General features: G+C 72.8%; 18 protein-coding genes. 10 read left to right on the forward strand and 8 right to left on the reverse strand.

Annotated elements, in window-relative coordinates; all coding sequences use genetic code 11:
- Positions 1-26: 26 nt before the first annotated feature.
- Genes CITRIK5_RS08400 through CITRIK5_RS08410 form a run of 3 tightly spaced genes read right to left on the reverse strand, consistent with a single transcriptional unit; the run spans position 27 to position 3,219 of the window.
- The gene (locus tag CITRIK5_RS08400; RefSeq protein WP_020624126.1) at positions 27-722 is read right to left on the reverse strand and encodes an LUD domain-containing protein; all 696 of its coding nucleotides are present in this window, start codon (positions 720-722) and stop codon (positions 27-29) included.
- Positions 719-2,359, reverse strand: coding sequence for a LutB/LldF family L-lactate oxidation iron-sulfur protein (locus CITRIK5_RS08405; protein ID WP_060974161.1), 1,641 nt, complete (start codon positions 2,357-2,359; stop codon positions 719-721). Before CITRIK5_RS08405 ends, CITRIK5_RS08400 begins: the two co-directional genes overlap by 4 nt.
- Complete coding sequence (locus tag CITRIK5_RS08410) at positions 2,356-3,219, reverse strand: (Fe-S)-binding protein (RefSeq protein WP_036339657.1); 864 nt, start codon at positions 3,217-3,219, stop codon at positions 2,356-2,358. The genes CITRIK5_RS08405 and CITRIK5_RS08410 overlap by 4 nt, the downstream gene beginning before the upstream one ends.
- A 201-nt stretch (positions 3,220-3,420) precedes the next feature.
- Here CITRIK5_RS08410 and CITRIK5_RS08415 point away from each other — a divergent pair, with 201 nt between their 5' ends.
- Together CITRIK5_RS08415 and CITRIK5_RS08420 are read left to right on the forward strand one after the other, a co-directional pair.
- The gene (locus tag CITRIK5_RS08415) at positions 3,421-5,082 is read left to right on the forward strand and encodes an L-lactate permease (RefSeq protein ID WP_020628227.1); all 1,662 of its coding nucleotides are present in this window, start codon (positions 3,421-3,423) and stop codon (positions 5,080-5,082) included.
- 79 nt (positions 5,083-5,161) lie between these two features.
- Positions 5,162-5,890: a FadR/GntR family transcriptional regulator gene (locus CITRIK5_RS08420; protein ID WP_159833528.1), complete on the forward strand. Its 729-nt coding sequence runs from the start codon at positions 5,162-5,164 to the stop codon at positions 5,888-5,890.
- Positions 5,891-5,945: 55 nt separating this feature from the next.
- Here CITRIK5_RS08420 and CITRIK5_RS08425 read toward each other — a convergent pair whose 3' ends face one another.
- Positions 5,946-6,443: a DUF456 domain-containing protein gene (locus CITRIK5_RS08425; protein WP_036339666.1), complete on the reverse strand. Its 498-nt coding sequence runs from the start codon at positions 6,441-6,443 to the stop codon at positions 5,946-5,948.
- Between the two features lie 105 nt (positions 6,444-6,548).
- Here CITRIK5_RS08425 and ald point away from each other — a divergent pair, with 105 nt between their 5' ends.
- Complete coding sequence (gene ald / locus CITRIK5_RS08430) at positions 6,549-7,691, forward strand: alanine dehydrogenase (RefSeq protein WP_159833530.1); 1,143 nt, start codon at positions 6,549-6,551, stop codon at positions 7,689-7,691.
- Here ald and pdxT read toward each other — a convergent pair.
- The 4 genes from pdxT to CITRIK5_RS08450 form a co-directional block, all read right to left on the reverse strand.
- Complete coding sequence (gene pdxT, locus CITRIK5_RS08435) at positions 7,663-8,319, reverse strand: pyridoxal 5'-phosphate synthase glutaminase subunit PdxT (protein WP_201294450.1); 657 nt, start codon at positions 8,317-8,319, stop codon at positions 7,663-7,665. The two genes, ald and pdxT, sit on opposite strands and share 29 nt — an antisense overlap.
- Complete coding sequence (gene pdxS, locus CITRIK5_RS08440; RefSeq protein WP_036313496.1) at positions 8,316-9,260, reverse strand: pyridoxal 5'-phosphate synthase lyase subunit PdxS; 945 nt, start codon at positions 9,258-9,260, stop codon at positions 8,316-8,318. The genes pdxT and pdxS overlap by 4 nt, the downstream gene beginning before the upstream one ends.
- Positions 9,261-9,375: 115 nt before the next feature.
- Positions 9,376-9,861 (reverse strand): DedA family protein, encoded by a 486-nt coding sequence (locus CITRIK5_RS08445; RefSeq protein WP_041102620.1) that lies wholly within the window; start codon positions 9,859-9,861, stop codon positions 9,376-9,378.
- Positions 9,862-9,912: 51 nt separating this feature from the next.
- Positions 9,913-10,758, reverse strand: a complete 846-nt coding sequence (locus tag CITRIK5_RS08450; protein WP_113914326.1) for a CoA ester lyase — start codon at positions 10,756-10,758, stop codon at positions 9,913-9,915.
- A gap of 158 nt (positions 10,759-10,916) precedes the next feature.
- Between CITRIK5_RS08450 and CITRIK5_RS08455 the strand changes: the two genes are divergently transcribed.
- From CITRIK5_RS08455 to CITRIK5_RS08485, 7 genes are all read left to right on the forward strand, one after another.
- Positions 10,917-11,651: a hypothetical protein gene (locus CITRIK5_RS08455; RefSeq protein WP_159833532.1), complete on the forward strand. Its 735-nt coding sequence runs from the start codon at positions 10,917-10,919 to the stop codon at positions 11,649-11,651.
- A 72-nt stretch (positions 11,652-11,723) separates the two neighbouring features.
- Positions 11,724-12,938: a PLP-dependent aminotransferase family protein gene (locus CITRIK5_RS08460; RefSeq protein WP_134377408.1), complete on the forward strand. Its 1,215-nt coding sequence runs from the start codon at positions 11,724-11,726 to the stop codon at positions 12,936-12,938.
- Positions 12,939-13,032: 94 nt separating this feature from the next.
- Positions 13,033-14,631, forward strand: a complete 1,599-nt coding sequence (locus tag CITRIK5_RS08465) for a fumarylacetoacetate hydrolase family protein (protein WP_049146557.1) — start codon at positions 13,033-13,035, stop codon at positions 14,629-14,631.
- A 2-nt stretch (positions 14,632-14,633) separates the two neighbouring features.
- Positions 14,634-15,335 carry a GntR family transcriptional regulator gene (locus CITRIK5_RS08470; protein WP_041102616.1) on the forward strand — a complete coding sequence of 234 codons (702 nt, stop codon included), beginning with the start codon at positions 14,634-14,636 and terminating at the stop codon, positions 15,333-15,335.
- A 74-nt stretch (positions 15,336-15,409) separates the two neighbouring features.
- Positions 15,410-16,954 carry a 5-carboxymethyl-2-hydroxymuconate semialdehyde dehydrogenase gene (hpaE, locus tag CITRIK5_RS08475; RefSeq protein ID WP_044658784.1) on the forward strand — a complete coding sequence of 515 codons (1,545 nt, stop codon included), beginning with the start codon at positions 15,410-15,412 and terminating at the stop codon, positions 16,952-16,954.
- 262 nt (positions 16,955-17,216) lie between these two features.
- Positions 17,217-18,383, forward strand: a complete 1,167-nt coding sequence (hpaD, locus tag CITRIK5_RS08480; protein ID WP_113914330.1) for a 3,4-dihydroxyphenylacetate 2,3-dioxygenase — start codon at positions 17,217-17,219, stop codon at positions 18,381-18,383.
- 394 nt (positions 18,384-18,777) lie between these two features.
- Positions 18,778-19,563, forward strand: a complete 786-nt coding sequence (locus CITRIK5_RS08485; RefSeq protein WP_119217764.1) for a 2-keto-4-pentenoate hydratase — start codon at positions 18,778-18,780, stop codon at positions 19,561-19,563.
- Positions 19,564-19,637: the final 74 nt, after the last annotated feature.

Consider the following 19,637-nt stretch of genomic DNA (forward strand, 5'->3'; position numbering starts at 1 on the left):
CGATCCCCTGCTATACCGCGCCCGCGTCAGCGAGCGCGGTCGAGCAGGATCACGTCCAGGCGGCGCGGCCCGTGCACGCCTTCGACGCGCTCGAGCTCGATGTCGCTCGTGGCCGAGGGACCGGAGATCATGGTGATCGGCGCCGTCGCCTCCACGCGGGCCAGCGCCTCCGGGAAGAGCTCCACCACGGAGTCCAGCGGCACGATGCACACGTGGTGGTCCGGGACCAGGGTGATCGCCCGGCGGCCCTCGTCCGGGCGGCCGCTGAGGAAGATCGTCCCGGTCTCCGCGCAGGAGACCGTCGAGGACGTCACCACCGCGTCCACCTCGTTCAGCGCGTCCACGCTGAGGGGCTCGCGCTCGCCGTCGTGGGCGCCGCGGACCGCGGCCCGCTCCCCCGTGTGGCCCACCGCGGGCTCCGTGATGCGCTCCCGGCCTGCCCCGCGGGAGTCCGTGGGGAGCCAGTCCGGCTCCAGGCCGGCCGGCACCACGTACCGGGCGTCCGGGCCGAGCAGCTCGGCGATGGCCGCGGCCACCGTCTCCTCGGTCTCGTCCCGCACGGAGGCCCGGTAGTCGATCAGCCGATCGCGCAGCATCTCCACCACCTCGGCCCGGTCCCGGGAGGAGGTCCGCCGGTAGGTGCGCTGCACCGGGTCCGCGACCGGCCCGTCCGCCGTCGCCTCGCGGATGCGCCGCAGGATCTCGGCCTTCGCCTCGCTCATCGTCCGTCCTCCTCGACGTGCTCGTCCTCCTGGCGGTCCAGCCCGGCGACGCCGTCCAGGGCGGTCCGGTGCTCGGTCTCATCCTTGTGGCGGGCCCACCAGTTGCGGAAGGACTCCCGCGGGGGCGCCGGCACGTCACGCTCGTCGGTCCACCCGCCGGCGATGCCCGGCAGCCAGCCGAGCACCCGGTCCGGCCCGGCCGCGACCCGGCCCAGCCCCAGGCCCCGCTCGGCCAGCGACATGCGCCGACCCGAGGACATCACCACGGAGGCGCCCTTCATCGCCACGTCCATCTGCGAGGGCGTGACGGACTCCACCGCCGCCTTGGCGCGGGCCAGGGGGCCGGCAGCGGCGTCCTTCTCCGTGCGCAGGGCCTTCCGGGCGGCGTGGGTGGCCTGCACGTCCTCGTCCCGGAGGTGGATGAGAATCGAGGGGATGTCGATGGCCACGGGGCAGACGTCGTAGCACGCGCCGCACAGCGTGGAGGCGTAGGGCAGGGTGCCGTTCTCCCCCGCGTCCACACCGGTGAGCTGCGGGGAGAGGATCGCGCCGATCGGGCCCGGGTAGACCGAGCCGTAGGCGTGGCCGCCGGTCTGCTCGTACACGGGGCACACGTTCATGCACGCCGAGCAGCGGATGCAGTGCAGCGCGGAACGGCCCTTCGGGTCGGACAGCACCGCGGAGCGGCCGTTGTCCAGCAGGACCAGGTGGAACTCCTGAGGACCGTCGCCCTCGGTGACGCCCGTCCACATGGAGGTGTACGGGTTCATCCGCTCGCCCGTGGACGAGCGCGGCAGCAGCTGCAGGAACACCTCGAGGTCCTCGAAGGTGGGCACGAGCTTCTCGATGCCCATCACGGTGATCAGCGTCTCCGGCAGGGTCAGGCACATGCGGCCGTTGCCCTCCGACTCGACGACGGAGAGCGTGCCCGTCTCGGCGACGCCGAAGTTCGCCCCGGAGATCGCCACCTTCGTGCTCAGGAACTTCTCGCGCAGGTGCCGGCGTGCGGCCTCGGCCAGATCGGCCGGCTCGGAGGTGAGGCTCTCGTCCGTGTCCGGCATCTCCCGGAGGAAGATGTCCCGGATCTCCCGGCGATTGCGATGGATCGCCGGGACGAGGATGTGGCTGGGCCGGTCGTGGCCGAGCTGGACGATGAGCTCGGCCAGGTCCGTCTCGACGGCGGCCACGCCGGCATGCTCGAGCGCGGCGTCCAGGCCGATCTCCTGGGTGGCCATGGACTTGACCTTGATCACCTCGTCCACGCCCTTGGCGGTGACGAGCTCCGTGATGATGCGGTTGGCCTCGGCCGCGTCCCGGGCCCAGTGCACGACGCCGCCGCGCGCGGTGACCTCGGACTCGAGCCGCTCCAGGAGCGCGGGCAGGTCCGCCATGACGGACTGCTTCAGCGCGGAGCCGGCGGCGCGCAGCTCCTGCCAGTCCGGCAGCTCCTCGACGACGCCGGCACGCTTGGCACGGATGGTGTGCGTGGCCCGGCGGATGTTGGCGCGCATCTGGCCGTTCCCCAGCTGCTCGCGGGCAGACTCGGGGAACGGGGTGTTCAGCAGGATCTCGCCCTCGCCGTGGACGGGGCGGACGGTGGGCATTCCCAGGCGCACGCGGGTGGGTGCGGTGCTCATCGGCGGGCCTCCTCAACACGGGCGGACGGTCCGCGGCGGGCGCCGGCGGACGCGGGGATGGACAGTTCGACGGGGCCGTCGACCTCGAGCGGGTTCTCCCGGGTGGCCGCGAGGATCTCGGCGAGGTGCACGGTGCGCAGCGGGCGGCCGTCCTGGCCGCGCGCCTCTCGACGGTGCATGGCCCCGTCCAGGTGGAGCAGGCAGGACGCGTCGCCGCCCGTGCAGAGGGAGGCGCCGGACGCGGTGACCTTCTCGATCTTCTCCTCCGCGATGGCGGCGGAGACGTCCGGGTTCTTCAGGGAGAAGGTGCCGCCGAAGCCGCAGCACTCCTCGGCGTCCGGCAGCGGTCGCAGGTCGATGTCCGCGACGGTGCGCAGCAGGTCCTCCTGGCGCGAGCCCAGGCGCAGCAGGCGCATGCCGTGGCAGGAGGGGTGGTAGGTCACGGTGTGCGGGAACCAGGAGCCGAGCTGGGCCCCGGCGTCCGTCACCCCGAGGACGTCCGTGAGCAGCTGCGACAGCTCGAGGGTGCGGGAGGCGACGACCTCGGCGTCGCGGGCCAGACCCTCGTCCCCGCCGGAGCGGGCGACGTCCGGCTGCTGGTGGCCGAGCGAGGCCACGCAGGAGGCGGAGGGGGCGACGGCGAGGTCGTAGTCGGCCTTCATGAAGGTGCGGACGTGGTTGCGCACGACGGGCAGGGCGTCCTCCATGTATCCGCTGTTGACGTGCATCTGCGAGCAGCAGACCTGGCCGGGCGGGAAGACGACCTCATGGCCGAGCCGCTCGAGGATGCGGACGGTGGCGAGGGCCACCTTGGGGTACATCGCGTCCACGATGCACGTGGCGAACAGGGCGATTCTCATGCCGGTCTCCGTTCCGGACGGGGCGCCTGGGGCGCCGTGCGGTGCCGCAGCACACGGGTGCCGTAGTGGTCAGACCATATCATGCCAGCTGCTTGCGAGGTGACCGCCCTCACAGTACGCTCCTTGGTCTGACCACAGTGGTCCGACCATCACCGGCCCGACCGGATCCCGCCCCGTCCCCTCGCCCACCGGGAGACCCCCGTGCACACCTTCACCCCCACCCCCGATGCCGCCGGCAGCGTCGCGCTCTCCGCCGCGCTCGGCGTCCTGCCCCTGCTGACGTTCTTCGCCACCCTCCTCGGTCTGCGCCTCAAGGCCTGGCAGTCGGGGCTCGCCGCGCTCGTGGTGGCCCTGCTCGTGGCCGTGCTGGGCTTCCACATGCCGGCCCACCTGGCGGCGCTGGCCGCCGCCCAGGGAGCGACCTTCGGCCTGTTCCCGATCGTCTGGATCGTCGTGATGGCGCTGTGGTTCTACCAGGTCACCGTGCTCTCCGGGCGATTCGACGACATGCGCGCGATCTTCGACTCGCTCGGCGGCGGAGACATCCGCATCCAGGCCGTGCTCATCGCGTTCTGCTTCGGCGGCCTGCTCGAGGCCCTCGCCGGCTTCGGCGCCCCCGTGGCCATCACGGCCACCATGGTGCTCGGCCTGGGTGTGCCCCCGCTGCGGGCGGCCACCGCCGTGCTGCTGGCGAACACCGCGCCCGTGGCCTTCGGCGCCGTGGGCACCCCCATCACCACCGCGGGCACGCTCACCGGCATCCCCGCCACGCACATCGGCGCGATCGTCGGCCACCAGGCCCCGTTCGTGGCCGTGTTCGTGCCGTTCCTGCTCGTGTTCATCATCGACGGGCTGCGCGGCGTGCGGCAGACGTGGCCGGCACTGATCGTGATCGGCGCGAGCTTCGCCGTCGCCATCTGGCTGGCCTCGACCTACTTCTCCTACGAGCTCACCGACGTCGTGGCCTCCCTGGTCTCCCTCGCCGCCGCCGTCCTGCTGCTGCGCTTCTGGCGGCCGCGGGGCGCCGAGGAGGCCCGCCAGCGCCTCGACGCCCCCGCCCGCGCGGCGGCGCAGGACCTCACCCCCGGCCGGATCTTCATGGCCGTGCTGCCCTACATCGTGGTCGTGGCCGTGTTCGCCCTGGCCAAGCTGGTCCCCTCGATCACCGCGGCCCTGAACTCCGCCACCGCCAAGATCCCGTGGCCCGGGCTCGACGGGCACCTCGTCGACGCCTCCGGCGCGCCCCTGGCGAGCACCGTGTACAAGTTCGAGTGGCTGGCCTCCCCCGGCACGCTGCTGCTGATCGCCGGCCTGATCATGGCCGTGGTCTACTCCCGGTTCGACCACGACGGCCGGTTCCCGCTCTCGGTGGGGAACGCGCTCGCCGAGATCGGCCGCTGCTTCGCCCGCATGCGCTGGTCCGCCCTGACGATCGTGATCGTGCTCTCCCTGGCCTACGTCATGAACTTCTCGGGCCAGACGGTCGCCATGGGCACGTGGGTGGCCGGCCTGGGCGCGGCCTTCGTGTTCCTGTCCCCGGTGCTCGGCTGGCTCGGCACCGCCGTGACCGGCTCGGACACCTCCGCGAACGCCCTGTTCTCCACCCTGCAGCAGACCGCCGCCACGAACATCGGCGCCGATCCGGCCCTGCTGGTGGCCGCCAACACCTCCGGCGGCGTCGTGGGCAAGATGATCTCCCCGCAGTCCCTGGCGATCGCCGCGACGGCGGTCGGCATGGAGGGCCGGGAGTCCGAGATCCTGCGCCGCGTGGTGGTGTGGTCGCTCGTGCTCCTGCTGGCGGTGTGCACGCTCGTGTACCTGCAGTCCAACGTGCTGGCGTGGATGCTGCCGGCGGCGGGCTGACCGCCTGCACCACCCGAGCGGGGCGGCGTCCATCGGTAGGATGGACGGTCGCCGCCCCGCCCCCTCGGAAGGTCCGTCCATGACCGCTGCCCCCGCCTACACCATCGTGCTCGACTGGCTCGAGGCCGAGCTGCGCTCCGGCGCCGTGGTCGTGGGGGACAAGCTGCCCGGCGAACGCACCCTGGCCGAACGCTTCGGCATCTCCCGGGCGTCCGTGCGGGAGGCCACCCGGATACTCGAGGCCATGGGCCTGATCCGCGCCAGCGCCGGCTCCGGGCCGAACTCGGGCGCCGTCGTCGTCTCCGAGCCGTCCGCGGCGCTGGGCTGGGCGCTGCGCCTGCACATCGCCACCCGGTCCCTGCCGATGGCCGACGTCGTCGCCGCGCGCGTGCTCCTCGAGACCGATGCGGCGCAGGCGGCCGCCGCCACCTCCGGCGACCCCGAGAGCGTCGCCGTCCTGGCCGAGGTGGAAACCCTGCTGGACCGGATGGACGACCCCGCGCTGCCGGAAGAGGACTTCCACCTGCTCGACACCGAGTTCCATGTGCGGCTGGCCACCCTGGGCGGGAACGTCGTGACGGCGATGATGCTGGACTCCCTGCGTCAGGCGACCATCGGCTACGTGACCGAGACCGTGGCCGGGCTGTCCGACTGGCCCGCCGTGCGCGCCGGCCTGCAGGCCGACCATCGGCGGATCCTGGCCGCCTCCGCCGCCGGGGACGGCCGGGCGGCCGCGCAGGAGCTGCGGGAGCACGTCCTCGGCTTCGCCGCCCTCGCCCAGACCGGCAGGGTGCCCGCCGGCGGCTGAGCCGGCGAAGGGTCCGGCGCGCGCGGGGTCCCGCCGGACGGACGGCTCCGGCGGTTCAGGCGGTGACGCCGTGCACCAGGGCGCCCACGCCCACGGCGGTCAGCGAGCCCAGCGCACAGCAGAACTCCACGAGCATGCCCATGCCCATGGCCGTGAGCGCGCCGATCGAGCTGCTGAGCGCGGCCCGGGCGTCCCGGGTGCGGGCCCACTGGGAGGCGAACAGGCCGACGGCGAAGCCGAGGAACAGACCCACCACCGGGATCACGAAGAACCCGACGGCGGCGCCGGCCACCCCCCACAGGATCGGGCCGCGGGTGACGCGTTCACGTCGCAGCCGTCGGCCGGTCAGCACCGCGGACGCGCTCAGCCCCGCCACGGCGAGACCGGCCGCGATGACGCCGAACGTCCAGGACGCGGGGGAACCCAGCAGCGCGGCCCACCCGAGAGCCGTCACGAGGTTGAGCAGCGAGCCGGGCAGGACGGGGTACACGGTGCCCACCAGCCCCACCAGGAGCAGGAGCACGGCCACGAGGGAGATCAGCGCGGGAGTCACCTCACCAGTATGACGGGACGGGCACCGCGGTGACGTATGCACGGGCGAGCGCGCAGCGGCCCCCGCGCCCTCGCCGGAACGGGCCGGATCGGCTAGATTCGCCGCATGTTGGTCGCCGTGCCCACCGAAGTGAAGAACAACGAGTTCCGTGTCGCCCTGACGCAGGGCGGGGTCCAGGAGCTGGTGCGCGCGGGCCACCAGGTCCTCGTGCAGTCGGGGGCCGGCGTCGGCTCCGGCGCCTCGGACCAGGACTACCGCGACGCCGGCGCCGAACTGGTCGATGACGTCGACGAGCTCTGGCAGCGCGCCGAGCTGGTCCTCAAGGTCAAGGAGCCCCAGCCGGAGGAGTACGGCCGCCTGCGCCGCGGCCAGGTCCTCTTCACCTATCTGCACCTGGCCGCCTCCCCCGCGTGCACGCGGGCGATCCTGGACGCCGGCACGACGGCGATCGCCTACGAGACGGTCACCCGCGGCCGCTCCCTGCCGCTGCTGGCCCCCATGAGCCAGGTGGCCGGCCGCCTGGCCCCCGCCGCGGGCGCCTACCACCTCCTCCAGCCGCAGGGCGGCTCGGGCGTGCTGATGGGCGGCGTGCCCGGCACCCGCCGCGCCCGGGTGGCCGTGATCGGCGGAGGGGTGGCCGGCGAGGCGGCGGCCGTGATCGCCGCGGGCATGGGCGCGGACGTGACCGTCCTGGACATCTCCCTCGAGCGGCTCGCGCAGCTGGACGCCGTCCACCAGGGTCGGATCCGCACGCTGGCCTCGTCCCACCTGAACATCGGCGAGACCGTGGCGGACGCGGACCTCGTGATCGGCTCCGTGCTGATCCCCGGCGCCGCGGCCCCGAAGCTGGTGACCGCCGAGATGGTGGAATCCATGCGGCCCGGCTCCGTGCTGGTGGACATCGCGATCGACCAGGGCGGCTGCTTCGAGAACTCGCGGGCCACCACCCACCAGGATCCGACGTACCTCGTGGGGGACAAGATCTACTACTGCGTCTCCAACATGCCCGGCGCCGTGCCGCAGACCTCCACCTCGGCCCTGACCAACGCGACGCTGCCCTACATCAAGCGCATCGCCGACCTCGGATGGCGTGCGGCGCTGGCCGCGGACGAGGGCTTCGCCGGGGGCCTTAACGCCCACGACGGCGTGCTCACCCTGCCCTCCGTCGCCACGGCCGTGGCCGACGAGCTCGGCCTGGACCCCCGGAAGGACGTCCGCCTCACCTCCGAGGTGCTCGCGGAGGCCTGAGCCCCGCGAGGAACGCCCGGTGGAAGGACCAGTCGCCGGTCACCTCGGGGTGGAAGGCCGTGGCGAGCAGGTGGCCCTGCCGCACGGCCACGGGCAGCCGCGCGTCGCCGTCGAGCCCCGGGTCCGCCGCGGGCACGGACAGACGCGACGCCGGCACGCTCGCCAGGACCTCGACGCCCTCCCCCGCCTGGAGGACGGCGGGGGCGCGGATGAACACGGCGTGCACCGGCTCCGCCGCGACCGCGGGGATGTCCAGGTCCTCCTCGAACGAGTCCACCTGCGCGCCGAAGGCGTTGCGCCGCACGGCCACGTCCAGCACGCCGAGCCCGCCCTGATCCGGCGCCGGGTTGCGGATCTCGCGGGCCAGCATGATCAGCCCCGCGCACGTGCCGTAGGCGGGCAGCCCGTCGCGGAGGGCGGCGATGAGCGGGTCCTTGAGCCCCATGATCCGGGCGAGGCGGTCCATCACGGAGGACTCGCCGCCGGGCAGCACGATGCCGTCCAGACCCTCGAGGTCCGCGGGGCGGCGCACGGGGCGCGTGCGCGCGCCGAGGGACTCGAGCACGTGGGCGTGCTCCCGCACGTCGCCCTGGAGGGCGAACACGCCGACGGTCTTCTGTGGACTCACCAGCCGCGCTCGGCCAGGCGGTGCGGGGCGGGCAGGTCGCCCACGTTGATGCCCACCATGGCCTCGCCCAGGCCGCGGGAGGCCTCGGCGACCGCCATCGGGTCGTCGAACTGGGCGGTGGCCTTGACGATGGCGCGGGCGCGCTCGGCCGGGTTGCCGGACTTGAAGATGCCGGAGCCCACGAACACGCCGTCGGCGCCCATCTGCATCATCAGGGCCGCGTCGGCCGGGGTGGCCACGCCGCCGGCGGTGAACATCACGACGGGCAGGGCACCGGTCTCGGCGACCTCGCGCACCAGCTCGTACGGTGCCTGCAGCTCCTTCGCGGCCACGTACAGCTCATCCTGGGCCAGGCCCTGGAGCTGGGCGATCTCCTTGCGGATGGTGCGGATGTGCTTCACGGCCTCGGAGACGTCGCCGGTGCCGGCCTCGCCCTTGGACCGGATCATGGCCGCGCCCTCGGTGATGCGGCGCAGGGCCTCGCCGAGGTTGGTGGCGCCGCACACGAAGGGCACGTCGAAGTCCCACTTGTCGATGTGGTTCACGTAGTCCGCCGGGGAGAGCACCTCGGACTCGTCGATGAAGTCCACCTTGAGCGCCTGCAGCACCTGGGCCTCCACGAAGTGGCCGATGCGCGCCTTGGCCATCACGGGGATGGACACGGCCTCGACGATGCCGTCGATCAGGTCGGGGTCGGACATGCGGGCCACGCCGCCCTGGGCGCGGATGTCGGCCGGGACCCGCTCGAGCGCCATGACGGCCACGGCGCCGGCGTCCTCGGCGATGCGCGCCTGCTCCGCGTTGACGACGTCCATGATCACGCCGCCCTTCATCATGTCCGCCAGGCCGCGCTTGACGCGGGTCGTGCCGGTGCCGCGGGCGCCGTCGTCGGCGGCGGAGGCGGTGGAGGCGGAGAAGCTGCGGGCGCGCTCGTCGCTCATGGTGGTCCTTCCGAAGGGGTGGCGGCCCCGGCCGCGGGGCGGCTGGCCGGGGCGAAGACGCGGTCAACTCTAGTCCCCCGGCGGCGCAGCCCGGCCCGCGTCACGGACGACGACGTCACCCGGCCCCGTGCCGGCGCAGCGTGCGGCGTCGGCGCCACACGACGAACGCAGCCACGGCCGCGAGGATCAGCACGAGGGCGAGGACACCCCGGCCCTCTCCGAGCGCCGCGCCGATGACGGCCCACACCACGGCCATCCCGACGGTCCCGTACACCACGCCCCACAGGAACGTGCCGAGCGCGGCCGCCGGCAGGAACCGGCGCCAGGGCATGCGGGCGACGCCGGCGGAGCCGATCACCGCCGTCTGGATGCCCACCGTGAGGTAGCAGAACGGGATGGCCCACACCCCGTGGCGCTGGATGAAGCGCTGGGCGCGGACATAGACGGGCCCCTCCATCACGCGGGCGAACCAGCGGGTCCGCTCGACGCCGGAGGCCAGCCCCCGCCCGAGCGAGAACACGATCAGGGTGCGCAGGATCGCCAGCATCCAGAAGAACCCGATGGACCACAGCAGCGGCAGCCCGTCGATCCACGCCATCATGGGCGGAGCCACCCGTCGGTGCGGGGACTCATGCGCGCGCCCCGGCCGTGCTCACGCGTTCCAGAGCCCGTACGAGTCCGCGAGGTCCGCGATCTTCTGGGCGCGCAGCACGCGGGGCAGGTACGAACCGTCGCCGACGGCGGCGCCCTGAGCATGCTTCTCGAGCAGGTCGCGGGCCCACGCGAGCTCGTCCTCGGACGGGGACATCGCCCGGTTGACCCAGTCCACCTGATCCCGGTTCAGGACGAGGCGGCCGGTCATGCCCATCGAGGCGGTGACGGCGCTGGAGTCGACGACCGCGTCCTCACCGTCCGCGTTGCCGGGCGGTCCGTCGATCGCCCCGGGCAGACCGCCCACGCGGGAGGCGATCACCATGCGGGAGCGGGCGTAGGCCATGGCCAGCGGGTCCTCGCCGACGCCGACGTCCTTGCGGAAGTCGTTCACGCCGAAGGCGAGACGGAACGTGCCCGGCGCCTTGGCCACGGCCGTGGCGTTCTCGATGCCCAGGGCGGACTCCAGCAGGGCGATCACCGGGGTGCCGGCGCGCAGACGCATCGCGGTGAACGTGACCTGCTCCGGCTCCTCGGTCTCGGCCAGCACGACGCCGCGCACGCCGTCGAGACCCGCGAGCGCCTCGAGGTCCCGCTGCCAGTGGTCCGTGGAGGTCGCGGAGATGCGCACCCACGCCGTCATGCCGCCGGAGAGGGCGTCCACGACGTGCTGGCGGGCCGCGTCCTTCTGCTCCTCCGGCACGGCGGCCTCGAGGTCGAAGATGACGGAGTCGGCCTCGGAGGCCAGGGCGGGGGCGAACGCGTCGGGGGTGGCCGCGTTGACCAGCAGCCAGGAGCGGCTGAGCTTGGCGGGCAGGGCGGCGGCGCGACGGTTCCTCACGGGCATGGCCTCCAGCCTAGCCCGCCGCGGCCGTCCGCCCGCGGGCCCCTTCCCACCCGCGGGAGGCCTCACATCCGCTCGCGGCGGGCGAGACGGACGGCCGTAGCATGGAGAGGCCGTCGGTCCGTCCGACGCCGCCGACCCCCGACCGCCAGGAGTACCCGATGCGCCCGCCCTCCCCTTCCCGCGCCCTGCGGATCACGGGTGCCGTGGCCGCCGCGTGCCTGCTGGCCGGCTGCGCGGTCGACCCCGGACTGGCCGAGGATTCGGCGTCCGACGACGGCGTGCCCCTGCCCGCGACGGAGGGGTATCAGCCGCTGACGGTCTACCTCGCCGTCGCGGAACCGGAGGCGGTCCCGGGGACGAGCGGCCGGCCCTTCGGCTGCGGCGACCTGCTGGTGCCCGTGCAGACCGTGCCGACGGACACCGAGGACGAGGCGGACGCCGCCCTGGACTTCCTGTTCGCGGACGAGCGCGGCTGGCACGGCGACCCGTCGCTGTGGAACGCCGTGTTCGACGTGCGCGAGACCCTCACCCCGACCGGGCACCGCCGCGAGGGCGACGTGGAGATCTTCACCTTCACCGGCACCGTGACGCCGGAGGACGAGTGCACGGCCGAGCGGATCCGCGCCCAGCTGCAGGCGACCGCCGCCGCCTTCACGTCAGCGGGACAGGTCCGGCTCGAGGTGGACGGCCGGGACCTCGACGACGTGCTGGGGCTCGAGCCGCTCCGCCTCGGCGAGCCCGTGGACGTCCCGCAGGGGGACCCCGCGCCGAGTGGGGAGCCGAGCGACGGATCCGGTGAGCAGACGTGGGCGCCGGACGAGGAGTCGTCGTGGGGTCCCGCCGAGCCGACCCAGGGCACGTGGTCCCCCGGCCAGGAGCCGAGCGCCCCCTGACCGGGCGACCCGCCGTCGTCGCCCGTCATCGGACCTTCGGGCCCGGCCGCGCCGTGCTATAGGGTGCCGAGCGTGCGGAACCTCCGAGATCACCTGTCCCAGCGCGCCGTCGGCGTGAAGCAGTCCGCGGTCCGCGACGTCTTCGACATCGCGATGGACCCGAACCTCGTCTCGCTCGCGGGCGGGAACCCGTGGCTCGCGGACCTGCCCCTCGACGAGCTGGGCCGGATCGCCTCCGACCTGATGACCCGGTTCGGCACGGAGTCCCTGCAGTACGGCCCGGGCCAGGGCACCGAGGAGATGCGTGCCGCCGCGACCGCCGTGATGGCCGCCGACGGCATCCCGGACGCGGATCCCGACCTCGTGGTCATCACCCCCGGCTCGCAGGCCGCGATCGACACCGCCTGCCGGGCGTTCGCGAACCCGGGCGACGTCGTCGTGGTGGAGGACCCCACGTTCGTGGGCGCGTTGACCACCTTCACCACCTGGCAGCTCGAGGCCGTGGCCACGGGCACCGACGACCACGGCCTGGTGCCCGCGGCCCTCGACGAGACCCTGACCCGCCTGGCCGCCGAGGGCCGCCGCGTGGCCTTCCTCTACACGATCCCCTCGTTCGCGAACCCCTCGGGCGCCCTGCTGCCCCCGGGCCGCCGCGCCGAGGTGGGCGCGATCTGCGAGAAGCACGGCGTGCTCATCGTGGAGGACAACCCGTACGGGCAGATCGCGTTCGACGGCGAGCCCGTCGCCCCGATCGCCGCCGACCACCGGGACAACGTGGTCCACCTCGGCACGATGTCCAAGATCTTCTCCCCGGGCGTGCGCATCGGCTGGGCGCTCGTGCCGGCCGCGCTCAAGCGCGAGTTCTACCTGTGCGCGGAGTCCGCCTACATCCACGCGTCCACGTACTCGCAGATGCTCTCCACCGCCTTCGTCACGCAGCTGGACTGGCAGGGCCACGTCCGCCACGTGACCGGGCTGTACCGCGAGCGGGCCGCGGCGCTCGTGGACGCGGTGCGTGAGCACTGGGACCCGGCGGTCGAGTTCATCACCCCGCAGGGCGGCTTCTTCCTGTGGGCCACCCTGCCAGCCGGGGTGGACACCCTCGAGGTGATGCACCGCGGCATCGAGGCGGGCGCGGTGTTCGTGCCGGGGGCGGCCTTCACCCCCGTCGAGGGCACGCACTCCACCCTGCGCCTGGCGTACTCGTTCGTGGCGGCCGAGAAGCTCGTGGAGGGCGTGCGACGCCTGGCCCCGGCGGTGAACGAGTCGATCGACCGGGCCCGCTGAGCCGCGGCGGGCGCCCACGACGACGTCGGCCCGGCGCGTCTGCCGGACGTGCGACCTCTTCCCCGGGCCCGCGAGATCGTATACGATCTCGACCATGACGCAGAGCACACCGGATCCCACGCCCACCGTCACCGAGCACGACTTCACCGTCCGGGAGAACCGGCCGGGCAAGGTGCTCGCCGTCCACCTGAACTACCCCTCCCGCATCGCCCAGCGCGGCCGGTCCCCGCAGGCCCCCGGCTACTTCCTCAAGGCCGGCACCTCCCTCGCCCGCACCGGCGACACCATCGAGCGCCCCGCCGGCACCGAGCTGCTCGCCTACGAGGGCGAGATCGCGCTGATCATCGGCCGCACCGCCCGGCGCGTCAGCCCGAAGGAGGGCTGGTCGCACGTCTCCGGCATCACCGCCGCCAACGACTGGGGCCTCTACGACCTCCGCCACGCGGACAAGGGCTCCAACGTCAAGAACAAGTCCGGCGACGGCTACACCCCGCTCGGCCCCGCGGTGATCTCCGCCGCGGGCCTGGACCCGGCCGCCCTGCGCGTGCGCACCTGGGTCAACGGCGAGATCGTCCAGGACGACACCACCGAGGGCCTCGTCTTCCCGTTCGGCCAGCTCGTGGCCGACCTCTCGCAGCTCATGACGCTCGAGGAGGGCGACGTCATCCTCACCGGCACCCCCGCCGGCTCCTCCGTGGCCCAGCCGGGCGACGTCGTCGAGGTGGAGGTGGACGCCCCCAGCGCCCCCGGCGCACCGACCACCGGCCGCTTGGTGACGACGGTCGTCGACTCGGAGCACTCCCTGGCCCCGTTCGGCGCGCAGCCGCAGGTGGACGACGTGCAGCGCGAGGAGGCCTGGGGCTCCCGCGAGGCCGCCGGTCTGGCCCCGCAGGCCGCGGCGCCGTCGTCGTCCGCGGTGGACGAGAACGGCCACTGGGTCGCGAGCGCCCCGCAGCCGGACCGCTCCCTGCTGACCCCGGAGCTGCGCGCCAAGATCGACGCCATCGCGGTGGCCACCCTCACCGCCCAGCTGCAGAAGCGCGGCGTCCAGAACGCGACCATCGACGGCCCGCGCCCGATCCACCGGGGCCGGCGCGTCCTCGGCTACGCGAAGACCCTGCGCTACATCCCCAAGCGCGAGGACCTGGCCAAGGAGTTCGGCGGCGGCTTCAACGCCCAGAAGCGGGCCATCGATTCGGTGCAGCCGGACGACGTGGTGGTCATGGAGGCCCGTGGCGAGCACGGCACCGGCACCCTCGGGGACGTCCTGGCCCTGCGCGCCCAGGTGAACGGCGCGAACGCCGTGATCACGGACGGCGGCATCCGCGACTCCGCCGCCGTCGCCGAGGTCGGCCTCCAGGTGTACGCCGGCGCCACGCACCCGGCGGTGCTGGGCCGCCGTCACATCCCGTGGGAGGTCGGCGGCACCATCGCCTGCGGCGGCACCACCGTGCAGCCCGGCGACATCATCGTCGGCGACGACGACGGTGTGGTGGTCATCCCGCCGTCCCTGCTCCAGGAGGTTGTGGACGACGCCTACGAGCAGGAGCTCCAGGACGCCTGGGCGTACGAGCAGGTCAAGGCCGGCTACCCGGTGGACGGGATGTTCCCCCCGAACGCCGAGTGGAAGGCCAAGTTCGCCGAGTACCGCAAGACCCTGCCGGACGCCCCGGCCCCGGAGGGCGACGCCTGAGCATGCGCCGCACGGACATCGGAACGGTCGGCCTCGCAGGCGCCCCCGTCTCCAAGGCGGACCGCGCCTACCAGGCGATCCTCGAGGGGATCCGGGACCAGCGCCACGAGCCGGGCGACCGGCTGGTGCTGTCCCAGATCGCCGCGGAGCTGGGCATGTCCGTGGTGCCCGTGCGGGAGGCGATCCGCCGCCTGCAGTCCGAGAAGCTGGTGGCCTACGAGCGCAACGTGGGCGCGACCGTGGTCGGCATCGATCCGGTCGAGTACCGCCACACCATGGAGACGCTGGCGCTGGTGGAGGGGTTCTCCACCGCCCAGTGCGCCCCGCACGTGACCGCCGAGGACCTCGCGGCGGCCCGCGAGGTGAACGCGACCATGCGCGCGATGACGGAGTCGGAGACGGCCTGGGACCCGGTGGCGTTCACCGAGCTCAACCGCCGCTTCCACTCGATCCTGTTCGAGCATCACCAGAACGAGCACGTGCACGACCTGGTGCACCGCGGCTGGAACCGCCTGGCCGCGCTGCGCTCCTCCACGTTCGCGTACGTGCCCGGCCGGGCGGTGGCCTCCGTGGACGAGCACGAACACCTGCTGCGCCTGATCGAGGACGGGGCGCGCTTCGAGGAGATCGAGGCCGCCGCCCGCGCCCACCGCCTGAACACCCTGCACGCCTACCTGGAGCACAGCGCCGAGCCGTCCGCGTGACCGCCGGCCGGACCGGCGCCGTCGGCTCCAGACCCCGACCATCCGCCCCCGAAGCACTCAGCGAAAGAGACACCATGACGGAGAAGACCAGCATCGAGGCCCGCAAGCCCGAGGGCCTGCCCGACGTCCTGCGCCACTACATCGACGGCGAGTTCGTCGACTCGATCGACGGCGACACCTTCGAGGTGCTCGACCCGGTGACCAACGAGCCGTACCTGACGGCCGCCTCCGGCAAGGCCGCGGACATCGACCGCGCCGTCGCCGCCGCGAAGCGGGCCTTCGAGTCCGGCGAATGGTCCCAGGCCCTGCCGCGCCAGCGCTCCCGCGTGCTGCACGCGATCGCCGACATCATGGAGACCCGCGGCAACCAGCTGGCCGAGATGGAGTGCTTCGACACCGGCCTGCCGATCAAGCAGGCGAGGGGCCAGGCCGCCCGCGCCGCCGAGAACTTCCGCTTCTTCGCGGACCTGATCGTGGCCCAGCACGACGACACCTTCAAGGTGCCGGGCCGCCAGATCAACTACGTGAACCGCAAGCCGATCGGCGTCGCCGGCCTGATCACCCCGTGGAACACCCCGTTCATGCTGGAGTCCTGGAAGCTGGCCCCGGCCATCGCCACCGGCAACTCGGTGGTGCTCAAGCCCGCCGAGTTCACCCCGCTCTCGGCCTCCCTGTGGGGCGGGATCTTCGAGGAGGCCGGCCTGCCGAAGGGCGTGTTCAACATGGTGCACGGCTTCGGCGAGGAGGGCTACGCGGGCGACCCGCTCGTGAAGCACCCGGACGTGCCGCTGATCTCCTTCACCGGCGAGTCCCGCACCGGCCAGATCATCTTCGCCAACGCCGCCCCGCACCTGAAGGGCCTGTCCATGGAGCTCGGCGGCAAGTCCCCGGCCGTGGTGTTCGAGGACGCGGACCTGGACGCGGCGATCGACGCGACCATCTTCGGCGTGTTCTCCCTGAACGGCGAGCGCTGCACCGCCGGCTCCCGCATCCTGGTCCAGCGTTCCGTCTACGACGAGTTCGTGGAGCGCTACGCCGCCCAGGCCTCCCGTGTGAAGGTCGGCCTGCCGGACGACGAGACCACCGAGGTCGGTGCGATCGTGCACCCGGAGCACTTCGAGAAGGTCATGTCCTACGTGGAGATCGGCAAGACCGAGGCCCGCCTGGTGGCCGGCGGCGGTCGCCCGGAGGGCTTCCCCGAGGGCAACTTCGTGCAGCCCACCGTGTTCGCGGACGTGGCCCCGGACGCCCGGATCTTCCAGGAGGAGATCTTCGGCCCGGTGGTGGCCATCACCCCGTTCGACACGGAGGAGGAGGCCCTGCAGCTGGCCAACAACACCAAGTACGGCCTGGCCGCCTACATCTGGACCAACGACCTCAAGCGCGCCCACAACGTCGCGCAGAACGTGGAGGCCGGCATGGTGTGGCTGAACTCCAACAACGTGCGGGACCTGCGCACCCCGTTCGGCGGGGTGAAGGCCTCCGGCCTGGGCCACGAGGGCGGCTACCGCTCGATCGACTTCTACACCGATCAGCAGGCCGTGCACATCAACCTCGGCGAGGTCCACAACCCGGTGTTCGGCAAGCAGGAGCAGGCCGCGGCGAAGATCGACGGTTGACCCCGCGCTGACCGGCGACCATGACGGCGCCCGCACCGTCCCCGCGACGGTGCGGGCGCCGTCGTCGTGCTGGGGCCGGGCCGGGTCTCTCCCCCGGCCCACCGACGCGGGTTGAGTTGTCGCGGGTGCGGGCGCCCCGGACCCGCGACAACTCAACCCGCGTTCCTCGACCGCCTTCCCGCCGGTCGCCCGGATCGTATACGATCGAGCCCGTGACCGTGTCCCAGGCCACAGCGCACCGCCCCCTCACCAAGGAGCACCGATGACCAACCTCGAGAGCCGCCAGAAGACCTCCTCCGGCTTCTTCGTCACCAAGGAAGTCCCCATCGACCCGGAGAACCCCCTCCCCACCCCGACGTCCGAGGCGCCGGACATCCTGCGCTGCGCCTCGATGGAGCTCGTGGTCACGGACCTCGCCGCCTCCCGCGAGTTCTACGTGGACGTGCTCGGCCTGGTGGTCACCGAGGAGGACGAGGAGACCGTCTACCTGCGCTCCATGGAGGAGTTCATCCACCACAACCTGGTGCTGCGCCAGGGCGAGACCGCCGCCGTGGCCGCGTTCTCCTACCGCGTGCGCACCCCCGAGGACCTGGACAAGGCGGTCGCCTTCTACGAGGAGCTGGGCTGCCGCGTGGAGCGCCGGAAGGACGGCTTCGTCAAGGGCGTCGGCGACTCCGTGCGCGTCGAGGACCCGCTGGGCTTCCCCTACGAGTTCTTCCACGACGTCGAGCACGTGGAGCGCCTGGCCTGGCGCTACGACCTCTACACCCCGGGCGCCCTGGTCCGCCTGGACCACTTCAACCAGGTGACCCCGGATGTGCCGCGCGCCGCCCGCTACATGCAGGACCTGGGCTTCCGCGTCACCGAGGACATCCAGGACGAGAACGGCACCGTCTACGCCGCGTGGATGCGCCGCAAGCCCACCGTGCACGACACCGCCATGACCGGCGGCGACGGCCCCCGGATGCACCACGTGTGCTTCGCCACGCACGAGAAGCACAACATCCTGGCGATCTGCGACAAGCTCGGCGCCCTGCGCATGTCCGACCACATCGAGCGCGGCCCGGGCCGCCACGGCGTCTCCAACGCGTTCTACCTCTACCTGCGCGACCCGGACGGCCACCGCGTGGAGGTCTACACCCAGGACTACTACACCGGTGACCCGGACAACCCCGTGGTCACCTGGGACGTGCACGACAACCAGCGCCGCGACTGGTGGGGCACCCCGATCGTGCCGTCCTGGTACACCGATGCCTCCCGCGTGCTGGACCTCGACGGCAACCTGCAGCCGCTGGTCTCCCGCACCGACGACTCGGAGATGGCCGTGACCATCGGCGCCGACGGCTTCTCCTACACCCGCGAGGGGCAGGGCGAGGAGTCCATGCCGGAGTGGAAGCAGGGCGAGTACAAGCTCGGCAACCAGCTCTGACCGGCACGGCCGGCACCGCTTCGGGACACCACGACGACGGCGGGCACCCAACGCAGGTGCCCGCCGTCGGCGTCCGCCCTCCCTACCATCCTCCGCGTCTCCCCGCCCCACGCCGTTCGAGGCGGAAAATCCACCTCATTCGAGCCGGGAGGGCCAGTTTGAGCTCGATTTCCCGCCTCAAAGCGTGGGGAGCAGGGGTGTCCCGCCTCGCAGACGGGCGTCGGGGGGCTGGCCTGGCTCACGGTGCACCGCCGCAAGCCCGGGCTGGGCATCGGGACGCGCGCCCCGGACTGATCCGGGGCGGTGACAGGATGGCGACGGGGCCGGGGGCAGAGCCGCGTAATCGTATACGATCAAGGCCAGGCCCCTGCCCGTCGTCGTGAAGGAGACCGCTGTGCTGGACCACGAGACCCACCTCAAGATCGCCGACGAGCTGCACCGCGCGGGCATCGACCGCGTGCCCGTGCCGCGGCTGACCGCGCGCTACCCGGAGATGGAGATCGAGGACTCGTACGCCATCCAGCGCATCTGGGCCGAGCGTCAGGTCGAGGCGGGCCGCCGCAAGGTGGGCCACAAGATCGGCCTGACCTCCAAGGCCATGCAGGACGCGACCGGGATCGACGAACCGGACTACGGCGTGATCTTCGACGACCAGGTGTTCGAGTCCGGCCACGTGTACGAGTGGAAGAAGTACACCCATCCGCGCATCGAGATGGAGCTGGCGTTCGTGCTGCGGGACGAGCTGCGCGGGCCCGGCCTGAACCTGATGGACGTGCTGCGCGCCACCGAGTACGTGGTGCCCGCGCTGGAGGTGCTGGACTCGCGCATCGAGATGGCCGGCCGCACCATCACGGACACCATCTCGGACAACGCCGCCCTGGGCTCCCTGGTGATCGGCGGCCGCCCCGTGGGCGTGCACGACGTCGACCTGCGGTGGGTCTCCGGCATCCTCTCCCGCAACGAGGAGATCATCGAGACCGGCGTGGCCGCGGGCGTGCTGAACCACCCGGCCAACGGCGTGCACTGGCTGGCCAACCGCATCGCCGAGCACGGAGACGCGCTCGAAGCCGGTGAGATCGTGCTCGCCGGCTCCTTCACCCGCCCGATGTGGGTGTACGAGGGCGACACCGTCTACGCCGACTACGGCCCGCTCGGCACCATCACCTGCCGCTTCGCCTGACCCGCCCGTCGTCGTCGCCCCGCCCGCCCGCAACGCGGGTTGACCTATCACCAGTACGACCCCGCTCCACCCGC

It is taken from the genome of Micrococcus sp. 116, assembly GCF_902506395.1.
GTDB classification, from domain to species: Bacteria; Actinomycetota; Actinomycetes; order Actinomycetales; family Micrococcaceae; genus Micrococcus; species Micrococcus luteus.

Excerpts from the sequence above, each read along its gene's own strand:
- CITRIK5_RS08450 (WP_113914326.1), bottom strand. The coding sequence starts at position 10,758 with ATGCCCGTGAGGAACCGTCGCGCCGCCGCCCTGCCCGCCAAGCTCAGC.
- CITRIK5_RS08465 (WP_049146557.1), top strand. The coding sequence starts at position 13,033 with ATGACGCAGAGCACACCGGATCCCACGCCCACCGTCACCGAGCACGAC.
- pdxS (WP_036313496.1), bottom strand. The coding sequence starts at position 9,260 with ATGAGCGACGAGCGCGCCCGCAGCTTCTCCGCCTCCACCGCCTCCGCC.
- hpaD (WP_113914330.1), top strand. The coding sequence starts at position 17,217 with ATGACCAACCTCGAGAGCCGCCAGAAGACCTCCTCCGGCTTCTTCGTC.
- hpaE (WP_044658784.1), top strand. The coding sequence starts at position 15,410 with ATGACGGAGAAGACCAGCATCGAGGCCCGCAAGCCCGAGGGCCTGCCC.
- CITRIK5_RS08420 (WP_159833528.1), top strand. The coding sequence starts at position 5,162 with ATGACCGCTGCCCCCGCCTACACCATCGTGCTCGACTGGCTCGAGGCC.
- CITRIK5_RS08455 (WP_159833532.1), top strand. The coding sequence starts at position 10,917 with ATGCGCCCGCCCTCCCCTTCCCGCGCCCTGCGGATCACGGGTGCCGTG.
- CITRIK5_RS08400 (WP_020624126.1), bottom strand. The coding sequence starts at position 722 with ATGAGCGAGGCGAAGGCCGAGATCCTGCGGCGCATCCGCGAGGCGACG.
- ald (WP_159833530.1), top strand. The coding sequence starts at position 6,549 with ATGTTGGTCGCCGTGCCCACCGAAGTGAAGAACAACGAGTTCCGTGTC.
- CITRIK5_RS08410 (WP_036339657.1), bottom strand. The coding sequence starts at position 3,219 with ATGAGAATCGCCCTGTTCGCCACGTGCATCGTGGACGCGATGTACCCC.
- CITRIK5_RS08445 (WP_041102620.1), bottom strand. The coding sequence starts at position 9,861 with ATGATGGCGTGGATCGACGGGCTGCCGCTGCTGTGGTCCATCGGGTTC.
- CITRIK5_RS08470 (WP_041102616.1), top strand. The coding sequence starts at position 14,634 with ATGCGCCGCACGGACATCGGAACGGTCGGCCTCGCAGGCGCCCCCGTC.
- CITRIK5_RS08405 (WP_060974161.1), bottom strand. The coding sequence starts at position 2,359 with ATGAGCACCGCACCCACCCGCGTGCGCCTGGGAATGCCCACCGTCCGC.